This is a genomic window from Kribbella sp. CA-253562, from assembly GCF_050942265.1.
Lineage (GTDB): Bacteria > Actinomycetota > Actinomycetes > Propionibacteriales > Kribbellaceae > Kribbella.
The window spans coordinates 6,198,860-6,222,966 of sequence record NZ_CP192049.1; the positions used below are offsets into that span (position 1 = coordinate 6,198,860).

Below are 24,107 nucleotides of genomic sequence, written 5' to 3' on the forward strand. Positions count from 1 at the left end.
GCTCCAGGAGGTATGACGTGAAGCAGATCCTCGACGCGATCCTCGCCGGTGACAGCGCCGCCGTCGGTTCTCTCGACGTGCCCGACCACTATCGCGGGATCACCGTGCACGCCGACGAGACCGAGTTGTTCGAGGGTCTGGAGACCCGGGAGAAGGACCCGCGCAAGAGCCTGCACCTGGACGACGTCCCGACGCCGGAGCTCGGCCCCGGCGAGGCGCTGGTCGCGGTGATGGCCAGCGCGATCAACTACAACACCGTCTGGACGTCGATCTTCGAGCCGGTCTCGACGTTCTCGTTCCTCAAGCGCTACGGCAAGCTCTCGCCGCTGACCGCCCGGCACGACCTGCCGTACCACGTGGTCGGCTCCGACCTGGCCGGCGTCGTCCTGCGCACCGGCCCCGGCGTCAACGCGTGGAAACCCGGCGACGAGGTCGTCGCGCACTGCCTGTCGGTCGAGCTGGAGTCCCCCGACGGCCACAACGACACCATGCTGGATTCCGAGCAGCGGATCTGGGGCTTCGAGACCAACTTCGGCGGACTGGCCGAGCTGGCGCTGGTGAAGTCGAACCAGCTGATGCCGAAGCCCGCGCACCTCACGTGGGAAGAGGCCGCGTCGCCGGGGCTGGTCAACAGCACGGCGTACCGGCAGCTCGTGTCTGCCAACGGCGCGAACATGAAGCAGGGCGACGTCGTACTGGTCTGGGGCGCGTCGGGTGGGCTCGGGTCGTACGCGACGCAGTTCGCGCTGAACGGCGGCGCGATCCCGGTGTGCGTCGTGTCGTCGCCGGAGAAGGCGGAGATCTGCCGCGCGATGGGCGCCGAGCTGATCATCGACCGCAACGCCGAGGGTTACCGGTTCTGGTCGGACCCGGCGACGCAGGACCCGAAGGAGTGGAAGCGGTTCGGCGCGCGGATCCGCGAGCTGACCGGCGGCGACGACCCGGACATCGTGTTCGAGCACCCCGGGCGGGAGACCTTCGGCGCGTCGACCTACGTCGCCCGGCGCGGCGGCACGATCGTCACCTGCGCGTCGACGTCGGGCTACATGCACGAGTACGACAACCGGTACCTGTGGATGAACCTGAAGCGCATCATCGGCTCGCACTTCGCCAACTACCGCGAGGCGTGGGAGGCGAACCGGCTGATCGCCAAGGGCATGGTGCACCCGACGCTGAGCCGGGTCTACTCGCTGGAGGACACCGGCCAGGCGGCGTACGACGTGCACCGGAATCTGCACCAGGGCAAGGTCGGCGTGCTCACGCTCGCGCCGACCGAGGGGCTCGGGGTGCGGGACGAGGAGCTGCGGGCGCGGCACCTGGACGAGATCAACCGCTTCCGGGACAAGTAGCGGGCGTTCCGGCGGACGTGCAGCACTGACCAACCTCCCGCTCCTTGGCCGGGCCACGCTCGATCCGGGTCCCGCGGGGCGCTCGTGGGTGGGTTGGTCAGTGGTGGGCGTCCGCCGGTTAGGTTTGTGGGCCCGGTCTCTGACAGGCTTACGCTGGGGGATTCATCCGCTCCGCCAGAAGGGACACTCAGGGATGGGCGACGAGTCGAGCCTGCCGTTCTTCGACCGTACGGCGACCGCGGCCGGGGGATTCCCCGTCGCGCGCCGTGGGTACGACAAACACGCGGTGGACGACTACGTCCGTGCGCTCGAGGCGCAGCTGGCCGAGGCACGGAGCAAGGCCGAGGAACTGCAGACCAACGCCGCGCCGTTGCAGCGCCAGCTCGAGGAGGCCAAGCGGCAGCTCGAGGCCAGCGCCAACCCCTCGTACGCCGGACTCGGTGACCGGGCCGCGCAGATCCTGCGGCTCGCCCAGGACCAGGCGCAGGAGGCGCTGGAGGAGGCCCGCCGCGAGGCCCAGGAGCTGCGGTCGACCGCGGCCAAGGAGGCGGCCGCGGCCCGGGCGACCGGTGAGCGTGAGGCCCAGGACATCCGGACCGTCGCGCTGAACGAGGCCGACAGCATGCGCCGGACCGCCGAGGGTGACGCGGCCGAGATCCGCCGGACCGCGGAGACCGAGGCGCAGGAGGTGCTGCAGGCCGCGCGGCGCAAGGCCGAGCAGCTGCAGCTGACCGCGGAGTCGCAGTCGAGCACGCTGAAGAACGGCGCGCTGCACGAGGCCGAGAAGATCCGGACCGCGATCCAGCGCGAGTCCGCGGCGCTGCGGGCACGGCTGGCCGACGAGCGCGAGCAGCAGGCCAAGGAACTGGCCGACAAGCACGCGCAGATCGCCGCCGACACCGAGAACCTGACGACCCAGATGAAGGAAGCCGCCGAGGCTTCCGAGCGGCGGGTCGCGGAGGCGACCGAGCAGGCGCGCAAGATCCGGGCCGAGGCCGAGGAGTCGGCCGAGCGCACGCTGACCCGCGCCCGGCGGGAGGCCGAGCAGGTGCTGACGGCGGCGCGCACGCGGGCCGAGGCGGAGCTGGCCAGCGCGGCTGACGAGGCCGAGCGGTCGCGGACCATCGTCGCCCGGGAGACCGAGCGGCTGGCCAAGCGGCGCGACGGGATCCTGGCGCAGATCGCCGGGCTGAACGACATCGCGAGCAACATCGCCCGCCAGGCCGCTGAGCTCGACTCGGAGACGGCCGCGCCGGCGTACGAGAACCCGTTCGCGGCGCCGAAGTCGTACCCGTCGAATGCGTACGCCGCCCCGAGCAACGACGCGCCGGCCAACGACGCGGACGCAGCGACCGGCTCGTCAACGGCCGGCTCGTCAACGGCCGGCTCGTCAACGGCCGGCGACTCGGCCTCGAACACCTCGGCGAGCCCGTTCACCGCGGGCAACGGCGCGTCGGCCAGCCCGTTCGCCCCGGAGTACTCCACCGCGGGAAACGCGTCCGCGAACCCGTTCGCCGACGACCCGAAGGCCAACCCGTTCGCGGCGCCGGCCGGTGCCACGGCGTACCCGGTGGACTCGTCGTACAAGACGCCGGGCGACAACTCCTACCCGGTCGAGGCGAAGGCGGAGGCTCCGGAGGAGAAGACGGTGTTCACCGGACGGAGCCCGTTCGCGGGGCCGGACGCCGGTGCGGCCCGGGTCGACGAGACGCGGATCGACACCGCCCTGAAGGTCGAGCCGGACCTGCTCGACAAGGACCCGAAGCCCGCAGCGGCCGACGAGCCGAAGGACTCGACCAAGATCGACGAGTTCCGGCTCGAAGACCTGGCCAACGAGCAGACCCGGATCACCGGGGAGAGCCCGTTCGCGCCGAAGGGCGACCAGGACGAGTCCGCGGTTGAGACCAAGCGCAGGCCGAAGGACCAGAAGTGACGCCAGCCGGCGACGACAACTCCACAGACGACAGCGAGAAGAGGCCCGACTCGCCGGAGCAGGACTCTGCCGAGTCGGTGAGCGACGCCGAGGTGATGGCTGCTGCTCGCGAAGCCAGGGCAGCCGCGACGGAAGCCGAGCGGGCAGCGGAGCGGGCCGACGAGTCGGCGGACGAGGCTGACGAGTCCGCCGATGAGGCGCAGCTCTCGGCCGGGCAGGCTCGGTCGGCGGTTCAGACGGTCGCGCAGAGCGAGACGGACCAGAACTTCGCCGGCCAGCTGCTGATGGACGAGCGCCACCCGGACGAAGGCATGGGCCGGCCCGGTCCCCCGATCCACCGGTCGAACCCGTTCGTCTTCGGGTTCTTCGCGGCGCTCGGCGTACTGGTCGCCTGGGGACTGTGGAACGCGCTCGGCCAGGCCCGGTCGGTGCTGATCCTGCTGGTCGTGTCGATGTTCATCGCCGTCGGGCTGAACCCACTGGTCGAGTGGTTCATGCGGCGCGGGCTGAAGCGCGGACTCGCGGTGGGCGTCGTCTTCCTGCTGATGATCCTGGCGGTCGCCGGCGTCGGGTTCGCGATCGTGCCGGTGGTCTCCGAGCAGATCAACGGCCTGATCAAGAACGCGCCGGAATGGCTCGACCTGCTGACCAAGTCCAGGACTCTGAACGAACTGAACGAGCGCTACCAGTTCATCCAGAAGGCGCAGGACTACGTCCAGGACCCGGCGCTGGCGCAGCGCGCGTTCGGCGGCATTCTGGGCGTCGGCAAGGTGGTCGCGAACGCACTGTTCTCCGCCTTCACGATCCTCATCCTGACGCTGTACTTCCTGGCGTCGCTGCCGTCGGTCAAGCGCGCGGCGTACAGCCTGGTCCCGGCCAGCCGGCGCAACCGGGTCTCGATCCTCGGCGACGAGGTGCTCGGCCGGGTCGGCGGCTACGTCAGCGGTCAGTTCCTGGTCGCGCTGTGCGCCGGGTTCTTCATGTTCGTGTTCCTGCAGATCGTCGGCCTCAACCAGTACGCCGTGGCGCTGGCGATCGTGGTGATGTTCACCGCGTTCATCCCGATGGTCGGTGGGCTGATCGGCGTCGTGCTGGTCGCCGCGATCGGCTTCACCGAGGGGCTGTGGATCGGCGTCGCCTGCCTGATCTACGGCATCGTCTACCAGCAGGTCGAGAACTACGTCGTCGCGCCGCGGATCATGCGCCGCGCGGTCGACATCCCCGGCGCCGTCACCGTGATCGCCGCGCTGCTCGGCGGTGCGCTGCTCGGTGTCGTCGGCGCGCTGCTCGCGATCCCGACCGCGGCCGCCGTCCTGCTGATCATCCGCGAGGTCTGGGTCCGGAAGGCCGACGCGTCCTGAGCGCAAAGGTGCCCACGGCAACTGAGCTGGCGGCGTACAGCCTGCCGGCCCAGCACCCGGTCACCCGCTCCTGGATCCCCGACGACGTCCGGCTCGAACTGCTCGCTCAGCAGCACGAGCTGGACGTCGCGCTGGCGACCGATCTCGGGATCGCGGCGCAGCGCGCCGAGCGGTTCGCGCCCGGGCATCCGCCGGAGCTGCTGCTCAGCCGCTGGACTCCGGTCGGCGACCTGCACGCGATGCTGAGCATGCGATACGAGGGCGGCGATCCGGCCAAGCCGTTCGTCGACGCCACTCCCCTGTCGCGGGCGGTCCGCGTCGAAGACCTGGAGGCGTTGGCATCCGCTGCGCGGGACGCGTACGGCGTTCTCGGGCCGCGGTACTTGAGGTTGTGGAGTGCCGAGGCGATCGGCTTCTTCGCCGGGACGTCACCGGACCGGCGGTTCCTCGCGGCCCCGATCGAAACGCTCCGGCGCCGATCGGCTGTCCCGGCCGAGCTGAGCTTCGCGCCGGCGACCCACCTCGACAACTACCCGCGCGCCGCCGCGGCGTACGCAGCGATCGACCGCGCGCATCCCGATCACCCCGACCAGGCACGGATCGAGACGGCCGAGGATCTCGCCGAGTCGATCGCCGCCGGGCTTTTGTTCGACGTACTGGTCGACGGTGCGTGGGCCGGTTACGTCGGGGCGCACGTCAACGACGAGACGCTCGGGATGCCCGCGTACGTCGTACAGGAGTTCGTCCTCGACCCGGCGTACCGCGGCCGCGGCTACGGACGGCATCTCCCCGCGTTGCTCGCCAAGGCGCTGCCCGACGACAAGCCGATCCTGCTCGGGGTCATCCACGCCGCCAACCGCGCCGCCCTCGACGCCGCGCTCGCGTCGGGCCGGATCGACGTCGGCGGCTGGTTCCAGGTCCCGCTCTAGGACGCCGCGAGCTTGGTGACCTCCGGCCCGCTCGGGTCGAAGAACGCGCACGCTCGCGGATAACCCGCCTGGCAGCCGCGCATCGTCATCAGCGCGGTGTAGTAGTCGATGTGCCGGAAGCCGTCGGTCTCACCGCGCGCGAACGCCTGATACCGGATGGCCCCAACCCACCGGTAGAACGCGTCGTCCGGGATCGGCACGTACGCCGACGGCGCGAAGTCGCGCAGGTCCTCGGCGTGCTCGGTGTGCAACAGCGTCCGTACGGCGTGCCGCGGCAACTCGTGGTCCATCGGCAGATCGGCCAGATAGACCGCCCGCTCGGTCACCCGCGCGGCGTGTTCGTGGTCGCGCTGACTGCTGTGCCGCCAATGCGTGATCACGGTGTCGGGCTGCTTCTCGCGGATGATCGTGGCCAGCTCCAGCGCGACCTCGTCGCTGTCGGGCAGGAAGCCCTCGCTGTGCCCGAGCACCATGAAGTCGGCGCCGATCGCGGTCGCGAACGCCTCGCCCTCGGCGACCTTCTGCTGCCGGTACTCCGCGGGCGACAGCCGGGGATGCCCGCGCTCCCCCGGCGTCAGCGCCACGATCGTCGCGTTCGCGCCTTCCAGCGCGAGTTTGGCCAGGGTCGGCCCGGCCGCCAGGTCCATGTCTCCGATGTGACCACCGACGGCCAGCACTGATCGGTTCACCGGCGCCTCCTCGCGTCTGGGTAGAAAGTTACCTAGACCCTACGCGAGCGGTCAACGACTCACAGCAGCTCAGGGCAGGAACGGTGTGAGCACCGCGAGGAAGTCGTCCAGCCGCTCGGCGTGCACCCAGTGCCCGGCCTCCGCGACCACCTCGTACCGGACCTGCGGGAACAACGCCTCGATGGTGGCCCGGTGGTCCTGTTGCACGTAGTCCGACTTGCCGCCGTAGACGAACAGCGTCGGTCCGTCGTACGTGCCGGTGACGTCGTCCGGCCAGCCGGAGATTTGCGGCAGCGACGCCTCGATCACCGGCAGGTTCGGGCGCCAGCGCGCGCCCTGGTCGTCGAGAATCAGATTCTGCAGCAGGAACGCCCGCGTCCCCGGCGTCGGTACGGCGTCCGCGAGCTGCGCGTCGACCTCCGCGCGGCGCCGGATGTTCGACAGGTCGGCGGTGCGCATCGCCTGCGCGTACTTTTCGAACTGCGGCGGGTACGACACCGGCGCCGCGTCGACGACGACCAGCCGCTCGACCACCTCGGGATGCCGCAGCGCGGTGAGCATCGCGGTCTTGCCGCCCATCGAGTGCCCGACCAAGGCGACCGGGCCGACGCCCAGCGACTCGATCGTCTCGCGAACGTCCTCGGCCATCTCCGGGTAGCTCATCGTCGGCACGTGCGCGGAGTTGCCGTGGTTGCGCAGGTCGAACGCGTAGACCCGCCGCGACGAGGCGAGCCGGCGGGCGGCGGTCATCCAGTTCCGGCCGGAGCCGAACAGGCCGTGCATCACCACGACCGGGGGACCGCTCTCGCCGTACGACGTGACGGGTAGCAACATCGCGACCTTTCCTGGGGTTCAGCGCCGGCGTTGCCAGCAGGCGGTGTGCCAGTGCCGGCGCTCGTCCAGCGACTGGGCGCCACCGATCGCCGAGAGCAGGCTCGGGTTCTCCGGCCAGACCACCACGTGCGGGGTGTGCGGCAGGATCTGCTGGTCGCAGCCCGGGCAGCGGTACGCCTTCGTGGACGCCGTACCGCTGACCCGGCGGACGATCCAGTCGCCGTCCAAACGGCTCTGGCGTTCCTGGGTACCACCGAGCAGCGGCCGGTCGCTGACCGGCCGCGTGTGCTTGGAGGGCTTGCGTCGACGAGGTGACATGTCCCCCTGAGCCTAGCCCTCGGCGCCGAGGGCCAGACGCACGGGATGACTCAGCGGCGCCGGGCGACGGCGTACGCGGCGGTGCCGATCAGTTCCATCGAGACCTGCAGGCGGTCCAGGCTGATGTTCTTGGCGATCGTGTCCTCCGGCGAGTGGTACGGCGGTTCGAGTAGCGCCGGCGACGCCTCACCCCGCCAGGAGAAGTTCGCGGCCGCGATGCCGACCTCCTGGAAGGACTGGTGGTCGCTGGCTCCGCGGGTCACCGGGCCGACCATCTGCGCGTCGTACCCGAGTCGCTGCCCGGCTGCCAGGACGGCGTCGGTCGCGGTGTTCGCGAGGCCGGTGAACGACAGCAGCCAGTACACGATCGCGGGGTCCCAGCTGGTCGCGACCATGTCGTTCTGGAAGACCGCCCGGTACCGGTCGCGCTGGTCCTGGGCCAACTGCGCGACGTGGTACCGCGAGCCGATCAGCCCTTGCTCCTCCGAGCCCCACAGCGCGAACCGCAGCGTCGCCTCGGTCGGCAGCTTCGCCAGGACCCGCGCCACTTCGAGCGTGAGGACTGTGCCGGAGCCGTCGTCGTTCGCGCCCGGCGCCCCGATCACCGTGTCGTAGTGACCGCTCACCATCACGATCGGCGGGTTGCTGCCCTTGCCGCGCCGCTCGCCGATCACGTTGTTCGAGGTCAGGCTGCGGTGGGCCGTCGTACTGATGGACAGCGGCAACGAGGTGACCGTGGCAAGCGCCTCGCGCAGCAAGCGCTTCTGGACCTGGGCGACCCCGATCACCGGGATCGGCGCATCGGTGAGACCGCTCGGCGCGAACGCCGAGGCCCGCCGCGGGAACACCTGATCAGCCGGCAGCAGGATCACCGCCACCGCACCGCGGGAGGCTGCCTCGGCGACGAAGGCGGCCCGGACCGCGGAGGTGTCGTCGGCGAGCACGACCGCACCGGCGAGGTCGGCGGGCCACACCGGAGCGGTCGCGGGCCCGACGTCGCGCGCCGGTCCCTCAACCGTCACGTTGAGCTTGCCACCGGGCGCGGCACCCGCCTGCCAGCAGATGTCGTTCGGCAGGACGTTGCGCAGGTCGCCGATCTCGGCGGTGAACTTGTCCGCGACCGGGAACGGTTCGAGCCGGGTCCGGTAGCCGAACTTGTCGAGCTGGCCGGCGAGGTAGTCCGCCGCCCGCTTCTCGCTGACCGTGCCGCCGATCCGCGGCCCGATCTGCTCGGACAGCACCTCCAGGTGTTCCAGCGCGCGGGCCGAGGACAGGCCGTTGACGAGCTGCCGGTCGTAGGTGTCGAGCGTCGGCGGGCGGACCGCCCCCGGCCGCGGATCGTCCGCGGCCCAGGCCGGAGTGGCGGCGGACAGGGCGGTGGCGGCGGTCGCTCCGGCGACGGCTCCGAGCAGGCCGCGACGACTCAGACCAGACGGTTCGGTCATGCAGGTCTCCCTCACAAGGTCGGCCCCGAGACCTGGAACCTAACCGATCCCGGCCTCGGCCGCCCTGCGTCGCGGAGAGTTGCTCATGTCGCCCGTGCGGCGCGGAGTTCGCTGCCGACCTCGTGCATGTGCCCCAGGCCCATCCGGTACGACTCGACCAGACCGGTACTCAGGTACGGCATCCCGATCTTCTCGCAGTACGCGCGGACCATCGGCTGGGCGAACCGCAGGTTGGCCCGCGGCATGCTCGGGAACAGGTGGTGCTCGATCTGGTAGTTCAGGCCGCCCATCATCCAGTCGGTGACCAGACCGCCGTTGACGTTGCGCGAGGTCAGCACCTGCTTTTCGAGGTGACCCCAGTTGTTGTCGTCGTCCGGCATCTCCATGCCCTTGTGGTTCGGCGCGAACACGCTGCCCAGGTGCAGCCCGAACAGCGCGTGGTGCAGCGCGGCGAACGCGATCGCCTTGCCCGGCGACATGATCAGGAACAGCGCGGTGAAGTAGATCGCGAGGTGCGCGGCCATCAGCATCAGCTCGACCCGGGCCTCGTGCCGGTTCCGTCGGCCCACCAGGAACAGCACGCTCGACACCTTGAGGTTGAGGCCCTCGAGCGTGAGCAGCGGGAAGAAGATCTTCGCCTGGTGGCGGCTCAGCCAGCCGTGCAGACCGGTCCGGCCCTCGGCCTGCTCCAGCGTCCAGACCAGCACGCCTTCACCGACGTCCGGGTCCTTGTCGGTGTGGTTCGGGTTGGCGTGGTGGCGGTTGTGCTTGTCGTTCCACCAGCCGTAGCTCATCCCGCAGACGAGGTTGCCGTGCAACTGGCCGATCAGGTCGTGCACCTTGCGCGACTTGCCGATCTGCTGGTGCCCGGCGTCGTGACCGAAGAACGCGGCCCGGGTGGTCAGGATCGCGAGCGGGATCGTCAGCAGCAGCTGCAGCCAGGAGTTGCCCAGCAGGACCACGCCGGCCCAGGTCGCCGCGATCAGCACGACGTTCAGCCCGATCGCGATCGCGTACGACGCCGTACGGCGTTCGAGCAGACCGGCGTCGCGGACCTGTCGCAGCAGGGGTGCGAAGTCGCTGCCCTTCGCTGCGGTGCGGGCAGGGGGGAGCACCATGGGCTGAGCCATAGGACCTCATCTCGATGTGCGGGGTGGGGGCCTAGGCGTCCTAGCCGCGGCCAGCGTACGCCATTGACTCTGGTCGATCAGGTGCCCGAACACATGAGTGACAACCCCCGGATCGGGTGGGATCCACCACCCGGCAAGGAGTGGACCTAGCACCACCGATCCGGACCCGGCACTCGGTCATCATGGTGGGAGCGGGCCTGTACGGCCCGCCTCGGCCGGACCTTCGAGGGCCGGCCGCCGGACCACGGGAGAGAAACGATGACGACCATCCAGACCGCCGCCAAGGCGCCGCCGGTGCGGTTCCCGCGAGCGGCACAGCCCTTCGTCGCACTCGGCCTGGCCGTGCTCGCCGAGATCGGGATCGCCTTCTTCGTGCTCAACGTGGTCTCGGTTCCGCTGATCGCGGTCTGGGTCGGCATCCCGATGCTGCTGGTGTTCGTGCCGTGCGTGCGCTGGTTCGCGAACTGCCACCGGACGATCCTGTCCAGCTTCCTGGGCGTGCGGATCGAGCGCCCGTACCGCAAGCCGCCGATGCCCGGCGTCCTGATGTGGCTGCGGACCACGCTGTCCGACCCGGCCACCTGGCGCGACATCGCCTGGCTGCTGGTGAACGCGGTGATCGGCTTCACACTGAACCTGCTGTCCGCCGTACTGTTCCTGGCGTCGGTGTTCTACCTGATCTACCCGTTCCTGGTCTGGGTGACGCCGGACGGGGTGTTCGACCAGCCGTTCGGCGGGCTGTTCCGGCTGAACCCGCTGACGGCGTTCGCGATGATCCCGCTCGGGCTGGTCGCGTTCCTGATCTGGTCGGCGTCCGGTGAGCGGCTGCTGCGGGCGAACGCGTACCTGGCCAAGTCGCTGCTCGGCCCGACCGAGAGCGCCCAGCTGGCGATCCGGGTCCGCGAACTGGCCGAGTCGCGCGCCGACACCGTCGACACCCAGGCGGCCGAGCTGCGCCGAATCGAGCGGGACCTGCACGACGGCGCCCAGGCCCGGCTGGCCGCGCTGAGCATGAACCTCGGCATGGCCGAGGAGATGGTGGCCCGCGACCCCAAGCAGGCCGCGGCGCTGCTCACCGAGGCCCGCGAGTCGGCCAGTACGGCGCTGTCGGAGCTGCGCGACCTGGTCCGCGGCATCCACCCGCCGGTGCTCGCCGACCGGGGACTGGACGGCGCGGTCAGGGCGCTCGCGCTGACCTGCCCGTTCAAGGTCGACGTGATGTACGACGTACCGGGGCGGCCGCCGGCGCCGGTCGAGTCCGCCGCGTACTTCGCGGTCGCCGAGGCCCTGGCCAACGCGGTCAAGTACTCGGCCGCGACGAACGCCTGGATCCAGATCACCCACGAGGAGGAGCGGCTGCACATCCTGGTCGGCGACGACGGGGTCGGCGGCGCGACGGTGACGCCGGGCGGCGGGCTGCACGGAATCCAGCGCCGGCTGGCCGCCTTCGACGGTACGTTGACCGTGGTCAGCCCGACCGGCGGGCCGACCACCGTGATCATGGAGTTGCCTTGCGAGTCCTCATCGCTGAAGATCACGCCCTCCTCCGGGACGGCCTGATCCGGCTGCTGGAAGCCCACGACTTCACCGTCGTCGAAGCCGTCGACAACGGCCCCCGGCTGGTCCCAGCGCTCGTCGAGCACCGCCCGGACGTGGCCGTCGTCGACGTCCGGCTGCCGCCCACCTTCACCGACGAGGGCCTGAAGGCCGCGATCGAAGCCCGCCGCCAGGTCCCGGGCCTGCCGATCCTGGTGCTGTCGCAGTACGTCGAACAGCTCTACGCCCGCGAACTGCTCACCGGCGGCGGCGCGGTCGGCTACCTGCTCAAGGACCGCGTCTCCAACGTCGCCGACTTCCTCGACTCCGTCCGCCGCGTCGCCGCCGGCGGCACCGCGATGGACCCCGACGTGATCGGCCAACTCCTGGCCCGCAGCACCCGCGACTCCCCCGTCAGCCGCCTCACCCCGCGCGAGTCCGAAGTCCTCGGCCTGATGGCCGAAGGCCGCTCGAACGCCGCCATCGCCGCCGCCCTGTTCGTCACCGAGAAGGCCGTCAGCAAACACACCAACAACATCTTCGCCAAGCTCGACCTCCCGCCGTCCGAGGACGACAACCGCCGCGTGATGGCGGTGCTCACGTACTTGTCGTCGCGCTGAGAAATTCTTCTGCGCGCGATGTCGAGGACGTAGCGTCGGGTTCGTCCCCCGGGTGAGAGCACCGGACGGGTGCTGAACAGATGGAGACAACGATGACCAAGTTCCTGCTGATCGTGGACTACAACGGCGGTGCGATCGACACCCCGATGACCGAGTGGTCGCCGGAGGACGTGAAGGCGCACATGGACTACTACGAGAAGCTGAACGCCGAACTGCGGGAGTCCGGTGAGCTGATCGGCGGTGAGGCGCTGACCGGGCCGGAGCTGGCCAAGTCGGTGACGTCCGACGGGGTCGCGGCGCCGGTGGTGACCGACGGGCCGTTCCTGGAGTCGAAGGAGCTGCTGGCCGGCTTCCAGGTGATCGACGTCGAGTCGGAGCAACGCGCGATCGAGATCGCGGCGCTCGTATCGCAGGTGCCGGGCCCGGGCGGCGTACCGCTGCAGCAGCCGATCGGCGTACGCCGGGTGATGGACGAGGCCGATTACCAGGAACTCAACCCGCTCGGCTGAGTTCGCCCTGTCCGCGCCCACTCCCCCGGGGTTACATTGCCCTCGGGGGAAGGGGGTCGCGATGCCTGCCTTCAAGGGTGTCGACCATGTCAGCTTCTCGGTCACCGATCTGGACCGCAGCGAGCGGTTCTACGTCGACGTCCTGGGTCTGATGCCGCTGATGGACTTCGGGTACGCCCGGCTGTTCCTGGACCGGCCGAGCGGTTTCATGCTCTCGGTGGTCCGGCACGAAGCCGGCGCCGGTGGGCCGTTCACTGAGCTCACCACCGGCCTGGACCACGTCGGCTTCGCCGCGGAGAGCCGGGAGGAGCTGGAGGAGTGGGAGCGCCGCTTCGACGAGCACGGGGTGGTGTACACGCCGATCCGCGACATGGAGTTCGGTTACCACCTGAACTTCCGGGATCCGGACGGGATCGCGCTGGAGTTCAGCGCGTCGAACGCCGTACTGACGGGGTGGCTGGAGGAACTGCGGGAGAACGAGCTTTCGCAGGAGGAGATCCAGGCTCGCGTGATGGCTTATCTGGGGTCGTTGCAGCCCAACCCGTAGTCGATGGTTGGCTGGGCTGGTGCTGATTCTCGTGCGTCATGCGATGCCGGCTCATGGTCCCGATGTGCCTGCCAGGGATTGGGGGCTGGCTCCGGAGGGGCGGGAGGCGACGCGGTCGTTGTGCTCGCGGCTTCCGGCCGGGGCGCGCCTTGTCGCGAGTTCGGAGCCGAAGGCGGTCGGGACGCTGGAGGCGGCCGGCCGCGCGCTCGAGGATCCACGCTTCGACGAGGTTGTGCGGGTGGAGGCTTACAGCGACGACTTCCGGACGCAGCGGTTGGCGTACGTCGAAGGCTCGGACCATGCGGAGTGGGAGGCCAGAGGTGAGGTCGTTCGACGCTTCGGGGCCGGGGTCGCGGATCACCTCGCGGCGGCCGATGGTCAGCCCTTGGTCATCGCCACGCACGGCATGGCGATGACCTTGTGGCTGACGGCAACTATCGGCTTGGGCGACCCCGGCGCGTTCTGGGCGGATCTGCGGTTTCCTGACGCGCAGGTGGTCGACCTGGCGGCGGGGACGGTGGCGCGGCTCGGGAGTTCGGCCTAGTCGCCCAGATCAGCGCGGGTTGCGGATGCCGTCGATGATGCGTGTCCAGTTGTCCCCGCCGAAGCCGTCCTCGATCGCCCGGCGGTAGTGCGCCTGCACCGCGCGCGGCAGCCCGAGGTCGACGCCGGCGGCCTCGCTCGCGCCGACGATGTGATCGGCCGTGGCGCCCATCATCGTGATCGTGCTCAGATCACCGGGGTGCTTGCCGGCGTCGATGTCCGCGCCGGGGTTCTCGGCGCCGGCATCCATGATCGACGGGATGCCGCGAACCATGCCGATCAGCTCGGGCAGCGCCTCGGACGCGGTCATCCCCGCCGTACCGAGCAGGGCGGTCGCATGCATCAGTGACGACAGCGTGGTCAGGAACACGTCGAGCTGCGCCTGGTACATCAACTGCGCCAGCCCGGGGTCCTCGCCCAGGAACCGCGGCGTACCGATCAAGGACAACGTCGCGCGATGCTGCTCGAGGGTCTCGGCGGGACCGCTGTAGTAGACGAACGCCTCCTCGGTGCCGACCATCGGCGCGGGGATCATCACCCCGCCGGTCAGCAAGGTCGCGCCGTGCTCGGCGGCCCAGTCCGCGGCCTCGCGGGTCCGGTCCGGGGTGTCGGAACTGAGGTTGACGACGGTCCGCCCTTTCAGCTCGCTGGTCGCGTCACCGAGTACGTCGTACATCGCCTGGTAGTCGGTGAGGCTCAGGATGACAAGCTCGCTCGCTTCGACGGCCTGGGCCGGGGTCTCGGCCAGTACGGCGCCGTCGGCCACGACGCCGGAGGCGCGGGCGGGAGTCCGGTTCCAGACGGTCACCGGGTGTCCGGCCGCAAGCAGCGTGCGGGTCATCGCCTGACCCATCGGGCCGAGGCCGATGAGCGTGACGGGGGTGCGGTCGGCGTGGGGCATATGGCTCCTCGTTCGATGGTTCGATCGGTCACCTCCATGCTGAGCCGCAGCCTAGACTTCGGGAAGTACCCACTATTTACTGCGATACTTACCTTTTGGTTAGTAAGGGACGACCATGACGAAGTCAGCTCGGCAGGGCCCGTACATCTGCGGCATCGACGCCGCACTCGACGTCGTGAGCGGCAAGTGGAAGGGCCTCATCCTCTGGGAACTCGACGAACACGGCATCCGCCGCTTCGCCGAACTGCGCCGCGGCCTCCCCGGCGTGAGCGAGAAGATGCTGACCCAGCACCTGCGCGAAATGGAAGAGGACGGCCTGGTCATCCGCACCGTGTACGCCGAGGTACCACCGCGAGTCGAGTACTCCCTCACCGACGACGGCCGCGCGCTGAACGCAGCCCTAGCGCCGCTCGGCCAATGGGGTTCAACCAGGATCCGCCGCCAGCAGATCCAACTGGTAGACCACCAGGACGCCGCAGCGATGCCGCGCCCGTGACGGGTCGGTAGGCGCGCGGACCTCGCCAGCGTCGCAGGCCCGCTGGCCTCGGACCCCGGGTGCGCCTCGGACCCGGTGGCGCCTCGGACCCCGGTGCGGCCCCGACCCCGTCGCGCCTCGGACACTCGGTGCGGCCCCGACCCCGTCGCGCCTCGGACCCCGGTGCGCCTCGGACCCCGCGCACATCGCCCCGACGGCCGCCCGAACCGACACCTCGGACAGGAAACCGCGACCGGGCACAGGTCAAACCGTGTCCGCGGTCCCATGATCGTGAACACGGCCCCAAGTAGGGCGCTGGATTCCTCCGCCCCCGCCCAGTGCAACCGGAGTCACGTGGCGACGGCTGGCGACCGTTCAGTCTTCCTAGTCCTGTTGCTCGGCCCTGCGCCCACGCTCATCGCCACATCGATAGTTCAAGGCTAGGCACTCGCCCGCAGTGCTGAGCCACCGCGTGACGCTCTGACCAACCAACGGCTCCGCTGCAGGCAGCGGCAACCAGGGAACCTCTGTTCTTCGTACTTCTCTGTCGGTTCTACAGGCGGCCGGCGTTGATGATTCGGCTGAGGAATTCCTGGGTGCGGGGTTCTCGGGGCTGGCCGAGGACTTGGGACGGTGGACCCGACTCTAGGAGGCGGCCCTGGTCGAGGAAGCAGACCTGGTCGGCGACCTGGCGGGCGAAGGTCATTTCGTGGGTGCAGATCAGCATGGTGATGCCGTCGGACTTGAGTTCGCGGAGCAGGTCGAGGACTTCGCCGACGAGTTCGGGGTCGAGGGCTGAGGTGACTTCGTCGAGCAGCATCAGTTTGGGGTTGTTGACCAGGGCGCGGGCGATGGCGGCTCGTTGTTGCTGACCGCCGGAGAGGTTGTCGGGGCGGGCGGTGGCTTTGTCGGCGAGGCCTACTCGGTCGAGCATCGCGAGGGCTCGGGTGCGGGCTTCGGCCTTCGGGACGCCGTGGACGCGGATCGGGGCGAGCGTGACGTTGTCGAGGACCGACAGGTGCGGGAACAGGTTGTAGGACTGGAACACGATGCCGATGCCCGAGCGGATTCGGTCGGCGTCGGCGCGAGGGTCGGTGATGTCTTCGCCATCGAGCTCGATCACGCCGTCGTCGACCGTTTCCAGCAGGTTGACGCAGCGCAGCAGGGTGGACTTCCCGGAGCCCGAGGCGCCGATCAGGACCACGCACTGGCCCGCTTCGACGTCCAGGTCGAAGTTGTCGAGCACCACGTTCGCGCCGTACGACTTGCGCACGCCACGCAGGGACAAGAGGGTCATACGGGACCACCTCCGCCGCCGTACCAGCCTTGCCGGCGCGCGACCCAGTCGGTCAGCCGGGTCAGTGGGATCGTCAGCGCGACGAACAGGATGCCCGCCACGACGTACGGCGTGAAGTTGAAGTCCTCGGCGGTCTCCAGCTGGGCGGCGCGGATCGCGTCGATCACGCCGAGCACGGCGATCAGGCCGGAGTCCTTCTGCAGGGACACGAAGTCGTTGAGCAGCGGCGGCATGACGCGGCGGACGGCCTGTGGCAGTACGACGAAGCGCAGGGTCTGGCGGTGCGAGAGCCCGAGCGATCGTGCGGCGGCGCGCTGGGACGGATGGATCGACTCGATGCCGGCCCGGAAGACCTCGGCAACGTACGACGAATAGGTCAGCACCAATGCGGCGCCGCCCCAGATCACGGCTTGGTTGGGCAGACCGCGCAGCTGGAGAGCGGGCACACCGAAGCCGAGCAGGAAGATCACCAGCAGCAGCGGGAGACCCCGGAACACGTCGGTGTACGCCGCGGCGAAGATGCGCAGCGGAAAGAAGATCGGGCCGCGCAGCGTCCGCAGGATCGCCAGCGTCAGACCGAGTACGACGATCAGGACGGCGCAGACCAGCATCACCCGGACGTTCAACCAGAGGCCCTGGGCAACGACCGGCAGCGCCTCCCAACCGCGCCCGACGTCGAAGAAGGTCTCGCGCACCCGCGGCCAGCCGGGCGTGGAGCCGACCCCGACCACCAGCAGTCCGACCAGTACGACGGTGCTGACGGCGGCGATCACCCCCGACCGCACGGTCCGGCGACGCCGGTACGCCAGGCGCTCCTGCTGGAGCGCCGACGGTTGCCAATCGCTCACGAGAGTTCCGGGGCGCCTTCGGCGGTGAGGTACTGCTGCTGCAGTTTCGCGAGGGTGCCGTCGGCCTTGAGGGCGTCAACGGCCTGGGACACACACGGCGTCAGGGCCGAGCCTTTCTCCAGGACGAAGCCGAACTGCTCGGACTGGCCGCCGGCCGGGAGCTGGCCGACGATCTTGCCGTTGTCGAGCTGGGCGGCGGTCATGTAGAAGCCGGTGGGCAGGTCGACGACGATGCCGTCGATCTGCTTGTTCTTCAGCGCCTGCACGGCCAGGTCGTTGGTGTCGAACACCGCCGGCGTCTGCTTCGGCTTGATCACGTCCCGCAGCGCCGTGTAGCTGGTCGTGCCGACCTGCGCGCCGAGCTTGGCGTCGGCGAGCTCGGCGACGGACTTGGCTCCGGCGATCTTGCTGCCCGCCGTCGTGATCACGGTCTGCCGGACGTCGTAGTACCCGGAGGAGAAGTCGACCGCCTTGCGCCGGTCCTCCGAGATCGAGATCTGGTTGACGTCCAGGTCGAACTTCTTCGGCCCGGGCGCGAACGCCGCGTTGAACTGCACGGTCAGCCACTTCACTTCGTTCGCGGCGAAGCCGAGGTGTGCGGCGACCGCGTACGTCACTGCCGACTCGTACCCCTTGCCGTTGCTCGGGTCGTCGTCGACGAACCACGGCGCGTAGGCCGGCTTGTCGGTGCCGACCGTGAACGCGCCCGGGGTTTTCAGCGCGAGCTTCTCCTTGCTGCAGGCATCAGGCCCGGACGGCGTGCTCGTACCGGACGACTCGTCCTCCGGCGCGCACGCGGAGAGCCCGACAACGACCAGGGTGGCGAGCATCGCCACGGCAGTCCGAAGATTCATGCCAGCAGAGTAGAGCCCGGCACCCCCACCGGTCGCCCGATATCGCCCTTTCGGACGCGAAGTGCGTGAAGAATGCCGACCCAGTGCACCGAGAGTTCCTGCTCGGTACCGCGCTCAGCCCTTCCGGTACGCCGTGGGAGTGGCGCCGGTGTGTTGCCGGAAGCGAGTGGAGAAGTAGAGCGGATTGGTGAAGCCGACCTCCGCGGCGACCGACGAGATCGGGCGCGTGGTCAGCTCGAGGAGACGACGCGCCGCCTCGAGCCGGCGGCGTTCGACGAACTGCTGCGGCGTGACGCCGAGCTGGGCGCGGAACAGATGGGCGAAGCGGGACGGCGACAGATTGGCCGCGCGGGCCAGCCGCGGGACGCCGAGGTCGGCCTTGAGGTCACGGTCGACCAGCTCGATGGCGCGCAGCAGGCGGTCGTCGATCCGGGTCGCCTTCGGGTTCTGGGTGTCGGCCCAGAGCAGCGCGGCCTCCAGTGCGTTGAGGGCGAGCAGCTCGCCCTGGGCCAGCACGCTGGACTGGTGCCGAACCGCCGCGGCGAGGTTGCGCGCGATGCGGTCGGCGGCGTGCTCGCTCGGGTGGAGCTGCAGGATGCCCCGCGCGGCCTCGGGCCAGTCGAGCAGCGGCAACCAGTCCGGCTTGGGGTGGAAGTGGGCGAAGAGGAAGTGCCAGTGCCGCAGCTCCGGCTCGACGCCGTAGTCGTGCAGCGTGCCGGGCCGAACCAGCGTGAGGCTGCCCGGATCCGCGACCACGTCCTCGTACGCCGTACCGAAGCGGCCGCGGCCGCCCAGGGTGTGGATCAGCAGCCAGTCGGTGGTGCCACGACGCCGGTACGTCGAGTAGTCCGGGCCTTCGTCGAACTCGCCGGCCATCAACCGCCGGACTGTCGGTGTGAACGAGTCGGGCCTAGCAGGATCTCGAAGGTTCACAGTTCGATAGGGTATCCACTCCGCCGGCGCGGGCACGCAGACTCGAACCATGACGAGCACCGCATCCGAGACCCTGGCCGATGTCTATCAGCGGGAAGGAGTCGTCCAGGTGCCCGGGTTGATCAGCCCGGCTGAAGTCGAGCGCATCAAGACCGTCTTCATGCACCAGGTCGCGGTCGACCACTCGCTGGCGATCGACGACGGCGTGCCGTCGACCGATCCGCTGGCGAAGTATCCGCGCTTCGTGCACCCCCATCGGCGGACCGATATCGAGGCGGGCCGGTTGTCGCTGGAGCTGATGCTGGACAGCCGGATCCTCGATGTCGTGACCGCCTTGATCGGGCCCGCGCTCGGTGCCCAGTCGATGTTCTACTTCAAGCCGCCGGGCGCCCGTGGACAGGCGTTGCACCAGGACAACACGTTCCTGCGGGCCGACCCGGAGACCTGCCTGGCCGCGTGGATCGCGGTCGACGACGTGGACGCGGAGAACGGCGGCCTGGCTGTCGTGCCGGGTTCGCATCGCACCGAGCTGGTGTGTCCGGAGCTGGCGGATCTGAGCGAGTCGTTCACCGACGTCGAGGTGCCGGTGCCGGCCGGGATGCGCAAGGTGCAGACCAGGATGACGGCCGGGGACGTGCTGTTCTTCCACGGCAGCGTCGTGCACGGGTCACGGCCGAACACCAGCACCGACCGGTTCCGGCGGTCGCTGATCTTCCATTACGTGCCGGAGGCAAGCACTGAGATCGCGGCGTTCTACGACCCGCTGGTGCGGCCGGATCGGCGGACGGTGTCCATCGCCGCGGCCGTTGGCGGCGGGCCGTGCGGGGACTACGCCGACGCGGAGCCGTGAGCCGATCGGGGTCTTGAGGCGAGGCCTGCGGCGGTGCAGACGCCGGCGAGGACGGCGATCGCGATCAGCAGGGAGCTGAGTGATCGGGCCGGGGTGAAGGGCGTGGCGTTGGCTTGCGACTCGGCTGCGGCGGCTGCCAGGCAGGCGGTGAGGGTGAGGCCGAGGAGACCAGTCGAAAGCGCCAGGCATCGCAGCAGGACCTTGCCGATCGTGAGTGCGGTGCCGCGGCCGGCGAATCGCAGGTTCGAGGTCGGCGATGGTTTGCGGCCGCCCCACTGGGCGTAGACGTGTTGCGGTACGAGGCCGTTGAGGCGTGCGATGAGCGTCATGCCGCGGGTCAGCGCGTCGGCGTCGAGGCGTTGACCCGTGTAGGCGACGAGCGCGTCGCCGTCGACAGCTAGACCGAACAGGCTGTTGTCGAGCAATGCTTGCATCACTCGTGGCTGCAGCATCGCCATCAGATACCGCCCGTCGTCCCCGATGACGTCGAACGACCGGTTGAACTCGGCACTCTCGAGCGACAGATCCGATCGCGTCAGACCACGTCCGGGGCGAACCTCCAGCGCCGGCAACTCCTGGTCCAACGGTCGTCCGACGAACACCGCCAGACGTCGCCGACGGCACAGCAGGCCGTGCCACTCCAGCCAGCGCACTTCGAAGGCGATGCCATGCTCAGCCAGTACGACGTTGCGCACGACCGGACGCCGCCCTATCGGGAGCGGGAGCGGGGTGGAGGGCAGGCGGAGCGTCGCGGAGCCGGCGGCTGCTGGGTGAGCCGCTGCTCGGCGCCCGTCGGGGAACTCACGGAAGACCTGCCAGCCGTTGCGCCGGGCGGCGTCGGCCAACTCGCGAGTGATTGCCTTCGGCCACGAAGTGACGAGGAGGACAACGGCGATCACGAGCAGCAGCAGGAACGGCGTCAGGGCGATCGCGGCGAAGGTGGCGCGCTCGCCCGCGTCGTACAGGGTCCAGACGGCGCGGATCACGCACGCGGCGATCGCGAGGACCGTGATCCAGCGCGCGAGGCGGCTCGGTTTCAGGGAGAGCACGGTCAGGGTGAAGGTGGCGGGCAGGACGACGAGCACCACCAGGACCATTGCCGAGCTGTAGCCGGGCCAGTCGGCGCCGACTAGGTTCGGCATCAGCAGCAGGCCGATTGCGGTGGCGACGAGCAGGAGCGGGAAGCTCACCGTGCGGACGACGTCCACCGCGTCGGAACGAAGGGACTGGCTGGGCATGCCGGGAGTGTGGCACGCGGCTCAGGTCAGGCGATGGTCGGCGGATTCGAGTCGTCGGCGAAGAGACGGATGACCTCGGCGACCCAGTGGTGGGGTGAGAACGCCCATGCGGCTGCCTCCTTTTCGTCGGCGTGGACCAGCAGCCGGTGCCAGGAGATCAGCCGGTGGACGACGTGCACCGGCAGCGCCGCTCGCAGTTCGGTGCGGAGCACGTCGAGCGGTGCGAGATCGGTCCATTGCTGCAGGTAGGCATCGGTGATCTCGGTCAGGCGCGGATCGTCGGCGGACCAGCTGTTCGGGTCGTCGGGGTCAACCAGGGTGTCGCGTACGCAGGCCAGCGTCACGAACGGGTGCCCCCAGAGCGCGTCGCCGAAGTCGAAGAACCGGAACGGCGCGTCCGGACCGGCCGCGAACACGTTGTGGGCGTGCAGGTCGTTCTGGTCGAGCGCCATCGGGATCGCGCCGCAGAACCGCGTCCCCCACCCGGCCAAGGTGTCGGCCGCCCGGTGGAGATCGGCGACCTTGCCGCCGATCGCGAGCGGATGCCCGTCGCCGAACTGCCCGAACCAGTCGGCGATGCCGTGCACCGTGCTGCCGAGCTGATCGGGTCCGATCGGAGTTAGCCCGCTGGCCAGCAAGGCCTGTTCGGCGGGGATCGTGTCGCGCTGCAGACCGGCGTACTCGACGGCCAGGCGACGCCACAGCACCAGGGGATCGACCTGGTTCGGTTGCTCGCCGAGCGTCTCGCCTTGGTCGGCGGTGAGCATCCAGCCGCGCGCGGCCTCGATCGCCAGCGGAGCGATCACGTGCTGCGGGAGTTCACGCGCCATCGCGTCGACGAGGGCCGCCTCGAACGACTGACCGGGATTGTTCTCCTTGAACCAGTACAACCCGTGGTCGGTCGGGTAACACCAGACCGCCGCCCAGAAGCGGATCTTGTACGGCACGGGGTCGCCCGTGACGGCGATCTCGGCGGCGGCCAACTGCGACCGCACCCACGTGTCGGCCGCGGCGAACCAGTCGGCGCCGGTCCACCGGCGTACCCAGTGACCCTCGGCGTCCTTGTGCAGCGACCGCGGCTTCGGCGGCGTCCGGGATTGCATGTTCGGAGCGTAGATGCGGACCGACGCGGCCCGCATGTGATTAAGCGCTGGTGTAGTCGCGGAAGCCGCGTCCTGTCTTGCGGCCCAGGTAGCCGGCGGTGACCAGGTGCTCCAGCAGCGGCGCGGGCGCGAACCCGGGCTCGCGGAACTCCAGGTACAGCGTCCGCTGGATCGCCAGGGACACGTCCAGGCCGACCACGTCGAGCAGCTCGAACGGCCCCATCGGCAGGCGGCAGCCCAGCTTCATCGCGGCGTCGATGTCGTCCACGCCGGCGTAGTGGGCTTCGAGCATCCGGACGGCGTCGTTCAGGTACGGGAAGAGCAGGGCGTTGACGATGAAGCCGGCCCGGTCCCCGCAGCGCACCGGGTGCTTGCCGGCGGCAACAGCGACCGCGGCGACCGCGTCGGCGACCTCGGGCTTGGTGCTGACCGTGCTGACCACCTCGACCAGCTTCATCACCGGCGCCGGGTTGAAGAAGTGCAGGCCGACGACGTCCGCGGGGCGCTTGGTGGCCATCGCCAGGTCGATCACCGGCAGGCTCGAGGTGGTGGTGGCGAGAATCGCGCCAGGCTTGCAGATCTCGTCGAAGGTCTCGAACAGGGCCTGCTTGACGCTGAGCTCCTCGACAACCGCCTCGATGACCAGGTCGGCGCTGGCGAGGTCGTCGAGCTTGGCGGTGCCGACGATCCGGTTCAGGGCGGCGTCGCGCTCCTCCGACGACAGCTTGCCGCGCTGGACGCCCTTCTCCAGCGAGCGCTCCAGGCCGGCGCGGACCCGGTCGACCTTCTCGGTGCCGCGGGCGACGTACAGCACGTCGTACCCGGCCTTGGCGCAGACCTCGATGATGCCGACGGCCATCGTGCCGGAGCCGACGACGCCGATCTGCTGGATCGGACGCGCAGCGGCGGCGTCGCCGTTCGGGCGGGGGGTCAGGTCGTCGTCGACCACGACCGGGGAGTCCGGGGCCTCGTAGGTGTAGAAGCCGCGGCCGGTCTTGCGGCCGAGCAGGCCCGCGGTGACCATCTGCTTGAGGATCGGCGCGGGCGCGTGCAGCCGGTTGCGGCCCTGCTTGTACATCGTGTCGAGGATCTCGTACGCCGTGTCGAGGCCGATCAGGTCGAGCAGCGCCAGCGGGCCCATCGGGTAGCCGCAGCCGAGCCGCATCGCCGCGTCGACGTCCTCGCGGGTGGCGTAGTGCGACTCGACCATCGAGACGGCGTGGTTCAGGTAGCCGAACAACAGCGCGTTGGCGATGAAGCCGGCCCGGTCGGCGGCGACGACCGGGACCTTGTCGAGCCGGCGGGCCAGCGCGAGCACGTCGTCGACGACGTCCGGCTCGGTGACCACGGTCTTGATCACCTCGACGAACTCCTGCACCGGCGCGGGGTTGAAGAAGTGCATGCCGACGACCCGGCGCGGGCGCTCGGTGGCGACGGAGATCTCGGTGACCGACAACGACGACGTGTTGGTGGCGAGGATCGCGTCCTCCCGCACCACCTTGTCGAGCGCGGAGAAGATCTCCCGCTTGAGCTCGAGCCGCTCGATCACCGCCTCGATCACCAGGTCGCAGTCGGCCAGCGCCTCCAGATCGGTGGCGAACGTGACCCGGTCGAACAGCGCCTGCTGGTCCTCGACCGACAGCTTGCCGCGCTTCACCGCCCGGTCCGTGGAGTGCTGGATGTGCCCGCGGCCACGCTCGACCGCCTGCTCGTCCCGCTCCACGCCGACCACGGTCAACCCGTGCCGGGCGAACACCTCCGCGATCCCGGCTCCCATCGTGCCGAGCCCGACCACACCGACTGTCTGCAGTTCACGCGCCATGGCCGCAGTGTGCCAGTCGTCCGCTGGTCTGCCCATGAGGTGA

Annotated in this window: 24 protein-coding genes; 11 read left to right on the forward strand and 13 right to left on the reverse strand. The window is 69.8% G+C overall.

Features of this window, described 5'->3' with window-relative positions; translation table 11 throughout:
* Positions 1 to 17 precede the first annotated feature (17 nt).
* The 4 genes from ccrA (at position 18) to ACQPXM_RS29150 (ending at position 5,572) form a co-directional block, all read left to right on the forward strand.
* Positions 18 to 1,349: a crotonyl-CoA carboxylase/reductase gene (gene ccrA / locus ACQPXM_RS29135; RefSeq protein WP_432939297.1), complete on the forward strand. Its 1,332-nt coding sequence runs from the start codon at positions 18 to 20 to the stop codon at positions 1,347 to 1,349.
* A 193-nt stretch (positions 1,350 to 1,542) separates the two neighbouring features.
* A complete protein-coding gene (locus ACQPXM_RS29140; RefSeq protein ID WP_432939300.1) occupies positions 1,543 to 3,282 on the forward strand; it encodes a transposase in 1,740 nt (579 codons plus the stop codon).
* Positions 3,279 to 4,643 carry an AI-2E family transporter gene (locus tag ACQPXM_RS29145; protein WP_432939302.1) on the forward strand — a complete coding sequence of 455 codons (1,365 nt, stop codon included), beginning with the start codon at positions 3,279 to 3,281 and terminating at the stop codon, positions 4,641 to 4,643. The genes ACQPXM_RS29140 and ACQPXM_RS29145 overlap by 4 nt, the downstream gene beginning before the upstream one ends.
* Before the next feature lie 8 nt (positions 4,644 to 4,651).
* Positions 4,652 to 5,572: a GNAT family N-acetyltransferase gene (locus ACQPXM_RS29150; protein WP_432939304.1), complete on the forward strand. Its 921-nt coding sequence runs from the start codon at positions 4,652 to 4,654 to the stop codon at positions 5,570 to 5,572.
* Here the strand turns inward: ACQPXM_RS29150 and ACQPXM_RS29155 are convergent.
* The 5 genes from ACQPXM_RS29155 to ACQPXM_RS29175 all read right to left on the reverse strand — a co-directional run bounded on the left by ACQPXM_RS29155 (position 5,569) and on the right by ACQPXM_RS29175 (position 9,976).
* Entirely contained in the window at positions 5,569 to 6,261 is a 693-nt protein-coding gene (locus ACQPXM_RS29155) for a PIG-L deacetylase family protein (protein WP_432939306.1), read from the reverse strand. The genes ACQPXM_RS29150 and ACQPXM_RS29155 overlap by 4 nt on opposite strands.
* A 69-nt stretch (positions 6,262 to 6,330) precedes the next feature.
* Complete coding sequence (locus tag ACQPXM_RS29160) at positions 6,331 to 7,095, reverse strand: alpha/beta fold hydrolase (RefSeq protein WP_432939309.1); 765 nt, start codon at positions 7,093 to 7,095, stop codon at positions 6,331 to 6,333.
* An 18-nt stretch (positions 7,096 to 7,113) separates the two neighbouring features.
* Positions 7,114 to 7,413: a hypothetical protein gene (locus ACQPXM_RS29165; protein ID WP_432939311.1), complete on the reverse strand. Its 300-nt coding sequence runs from the start codon at positions 7,411 to 7,413 to the stop codon at positions 7,114 to 7,116.
* A gap of 50 nt (positions 7,414 to 7,463) precedes the next feature.
* Positions 7,464 to 8,858, reverse strand: coding sequence for a M28 family peptidase (locus ACQPXM_RS29170; RefSeq protein WP_432939314.1), 1,395 nt, complete (start codon positions 8,856 to 8,858; stop codon positions 7,464 to 7,466).
* A gap of 83 nt (positions 8,859 to 8,941) precedes the next feature.
* Complete coding sequence (locus tag ACQPXM_RS29175) at positions 8,942 to 9,976, reverse strand: fatty acid desaturase family protein (RefSeq protein WP_432939317.1); 1,035 nt, start codon at positions 9,974 to 9,976, stop codon at positions 8,942 to 8,944.
* Positions 9,977 to 10,246: 270 nt separating this feature from the next.
* On the opposite strand from ACQPXM_RS29175, the gene ACQPXM_RS29180 reads away from it, so the two are divergent.
* From ACQPXM_RS29180 to ACQPXM_RS29200, 5 genes are all read left to right on the forward strand, one after another.
* A complete protein-coding gene (locus tag ACQPXM_RS29180; RefSeq protein ID WP_432939320.1) occupies positions 10,247 to 11,548 on the forward strand; it encodes a sensor histidine kinase in 1,302 nt (433 codons plus the stop codon).
* The gene (locus ACQPXM_RS29185; protein ID WP_432939322.1) at positions 11,500 to 12,144 is read left to right on the forward strand and encodes a response regulator; all 645 of its coding nucleotides are present in this window, start codon (positions 11,500 to 11,502) and stop codon (positions 12,142 to 12,144) included. The genes ACQPXM_RS29180 and ACQPXM_RS29185 overlap by 49 nt, the downstream gene beginning before the upstream one ends.
* 92 nt (positions 12,145 to 12,236) lie before the next feature.
* Positions 12,237 to 12,653: a YciI family protein gene (locus tag ACQPXM_RS29190; RefSeq protein WP_432939325.1), complete on the forward strand. Its 417-nt coding sequence runs from the start codon at positions 12,237 to 12,239 to the stop codon at positions 12,651 to 12,653.
* 61 nt (positions 12,654 to 12,714) lie between these two features.
* Positions 12,715 to 13,200, forward strand: coding sequence for a VOC family protein (locus ACQPXM_RS29195; RefSeq protein WP_432939326.1), 486 nt, complete (start codon positions 12,715 to 12,717; stop codon positions 13,198 to 13,200).
* 19 nt (positions 13,201 to 13,219) lie between these two features.
* A complete protein-coding gene (locus ACQPXM_RS29200) occupies positions 13,220 to 13,744 on the forward strand; it encodes a histidine phosphatase family protein (RefSeq protein WP_432939329.1) in 525 nt (174 codons plus the stop codon).
* A 9-nt stretch (positions 13,745 to 13,753) separates the two neighbouring features.
* Here the strand turns inward: ACQPXM_RS29200 and ACQPXM_RS29205 are convergent, their stop codons facing one another.
* Positions 13,754 to 14,644 (reverse strand): NAD(P)-dependent oxidoreductase, encoded by an 891-nt coding sequence (locus tag ACQPXM_RS29205; protein WP_432939332.1) that lies wholly within the window; start codon positions 14,642 to 14,644, stop codon positions 13,754 to 13,756.
* A 115-nt stretch (positions 14,645 to 14,759) separates the two neighbouring features.
* Between ACQPXM_RS29205 and ACQPXM_RS29210 the strand changes: the two genes are divergently transcribed.
* Positions 14,760 to 15,140 (forward strand): winged helix-turn-helix transcriptional regulator, encoded by a 381-nt coding sequence (locus tag ACQPXM_RS29210; protein WP_432939334.1) that lies wholly within the window; start codon positions 14,760 to 14,762, stop codon positions 15,138 to 15,140.
* A 532-nt stretch (positions 15,141 to 15,672) separates the two neighbouring features.
* On the opposite strand, the gene ACQPXM_RS29215 is transcribed toward ACQPXM_RS29210, so the two are convergent.
* From ACQPXM_RS29215 to ACQPXM_RS29230, 4 genes are all read right to left on the reverse strand, one after another.
* Entirely contained in the window at positions 15,673 to 16,416 is a 744-nt protein-coding gene (locus tag ACQPXM_RS29215; protein ID WP_432939336.1) for an amino acid ABC transporter ATP-binding protein, read from the reverse strand.
* A complete protein-coding gene (locus ACQPXM_RS29220; RefSeq protein WP_432939338.1) occupies positions 16,413 to 17,264 on the reverse strand; it encodes an amino acid ABC transporter permease in 852 nt (283 codons plus the stop codon). Before ACQPXM_RS29220 ends, ACQPXM_RS29215 begins: the two co-directional genes overlap by 4 nt.
* Positions 17,261 to 18,118, reverse strand: coding sequence for an ABC transporter substrate-binding protein (locus tag ACQPXM_RS29225; protein WP_432939341.1), 858 nt, complete (start codon positions 18,116 to 18,118; stop codon positions 17,261 to 17,263). Before ACQPXM_RS29225 ends, ACQPXM_RS29220 begins: the two co-directional genes overlap by 4 nt.
* A 114-nt stretch (positions 18,119 to 18,232) precedes the next feature.
* Positions 18,233 to 18,994, reverse strand: a complete 762-nt coding sequence (locus ACQPXM_RS29230) for a helix-turn-helix domain-containing protein (RefSeq protein WP_432939343.1) — start codon at positions 18,992 to 18,994, stop codon at positions 18,233 to 18,235.
* Positions 18,995 to 19,100: 106 nt separating this feature from the next.
* Here ACQPXM_RS29230 and ACQPXM_RS29235 point away from each other — a divergent pair, with 106 nt between their 5' ends.
* Complete coding sequence (locus ACQPXM_RS29235) at positions 19,101 to 19,901, forward strand: phytanoyl-CoA dioxygenase family protein (RefSeq protein WP_432939345.1); 801 nt, start codon at positions 19,101 to 19,103, stop codon at positions 19,899 to 19,901.
* Here the strand turns inward: ACQPXM_RS29235 and ACQPXM_RS29240 are convergent.
* From ACQPXM_RS29240 to ACQPXM_RS29250, 3 genes are read right to left on the reverse strand one after another with little or no spacing between them, the layout of a single operon-like run.
* Entirely contained in the window at positions 19,880 to 21,139 is a 1,260-nt protein-coding gene (locus ACQPXM_RS29240) for a hypothetical protein (protein WP_432939347.1), read from the reverse strand. The genes ACQPXM_RS29235 and ACQPXM_RS29240 overlap by 22 nt on opposite strands.
* Positions 21,140 to 21,165: 26 nt before the next feature.
* Positions 21,166 to 22,242 (reverse strand): hypothetical protein, encoded by a 1,077-nt coding sequence (locus ACQPXM_RS29245; protein ID WP_432939349.1) that lies wholly within the window; start codon positions 22,240 to 22,242, stop codon positions 21,166 to 21,168.
* Positions 22,243 to 22,282: 40 nt separating this feature from the next.
* Entirely contained in the window at positions 22,283 to 24,064 is a 1,782-nt protein-coding gene (locus ACQPXM_RS29250) for a 3-hydroxyacyl-CoA dehydrogenase family protein (RefSeq protein WP_432939352.1), read from the reverse strand.
* Positions 24,065 to 24,107 lie beyond the last annotated feature (43 nt).

Coding starts and splice junctions, on each gene's coding strand:
- ACQPXM_RS29140 (WP_432939300.1), top strand. CDS start 1,543: ATGGGCGACGAGTCGAGCCTGCCGTTCTTCGACCGTACGGCGACCGCG.
- ACQPXM_RS29160 (WP_432939309.1), bottom strand. CDS start 7,095: ATGTTGCTACCCGTCACGTCGTACGGCGAGAGCGGTCCCCCGGTCGTG.
- ACQPXM_RS29165 (WP_432939311.1), bottom strand. CDS start 7,413: ATGTCACCTCGTCGACGCAAGCCCTCCAAGCACACGCGGCCGGTCAGC.
- ACQPXM_RS29170 (WP_432939314.1), bottom strand. CDS start 8,858: ATGACCGAACCGTCTGGTCTGAGTCGTCGCGGCCTGCTCGGAGCCGTC.
- ACQPXM_RS29175 (WP_432939317.1), bottom strand. CDS start 9,976: ATGGTGCTCCCCCCTGCCCGCACCGCAGCGAAGGGCAGCGACTTCGCA.
- ACQPXM_RS29180 (WP_432939320.1), top strand. CDS start 10,247: ATGACGACCATCCAGACCGCCGCCAAGGCGCCGCCGGTGCGGTTCCCG.
- ACQPXM_RS29190 (WP_432939325.1), top strand. CDS start 12,237: ATGACCAAGTTCCTGCTGATCGTGGACTACAACGGCGGTGCGATCGAC.
- ACQPXM_RS29195 (WP_432939326.1), top strand. CDS start 12,715: ATGCCTGCCTTCAAGGGTGTCGACCATGTCAGCTTCTCGGTCACCGAT.
- ACQPXM_RS29205 (WP_432939332.1), bottom strand. CDS start 14,644: ATGCCCCACGCCGACCGCACCCCCGTCACGCTCATCGGCCTCGGCCCG.
- ACQPXM_RS29210 (WP_432939334.1), top strand. CDS start 14,760: ATGACGAAGTCAGCTCGGCAGGGCCCGTACATCTGCGGCATCGACGCC.
- ACQPXM_RS29215 (WP_432939336.1), bottom strand. CDS start 16,416: ATGACCCTCTTGTCCCTGCGTGGCGTGCGCAAGTCGTACGGCGCGAAC.
- ACQPXM_RS29225 (WP_432939341.1), bottom strand. CDS start 18,118: ATGAATCTTCGGACTGCCGTGGCGATGCTCGCCACCCTGGTCGTTGTC.
- ACQPXM_RS29230 (WP_432939343.1), bottom strand. CDS start 18,994: ATGGCCGGCGAGTTCGACGAAGGCCCGGACTACTCGACGTACCGGCGT.
- ACQPXM_RS29235 (WP_432939345.1), top strand. CDS start 19,101: ATGACGAGCACCGCATCCGAGACCCTGGCCGATGTCTATCAGCGGGAA.
- ACQPXM_RS29240 (WP_432939347.1), bottom strand. CDS start 21,139: ATGCCCAGCCAGTCCCTTCGTTCCGACGCGGTGGACGTCGTCCGCACG.
- ACQPXM_RS29245 (WP_432939349.1), bottom strand. CDS start 22,242: ATGCAATCCCGGACGCCGCCGAAGCCGCGGTCGCTGCACAAGGACGCC.
- ACQPXM_RS29250 (WP_432939352.1), bottom strand. CDS start 24,064: ATGGCGCGTGAACTGCAGACAGTCGGTGTGGTCGGGCTCGGCACGATG.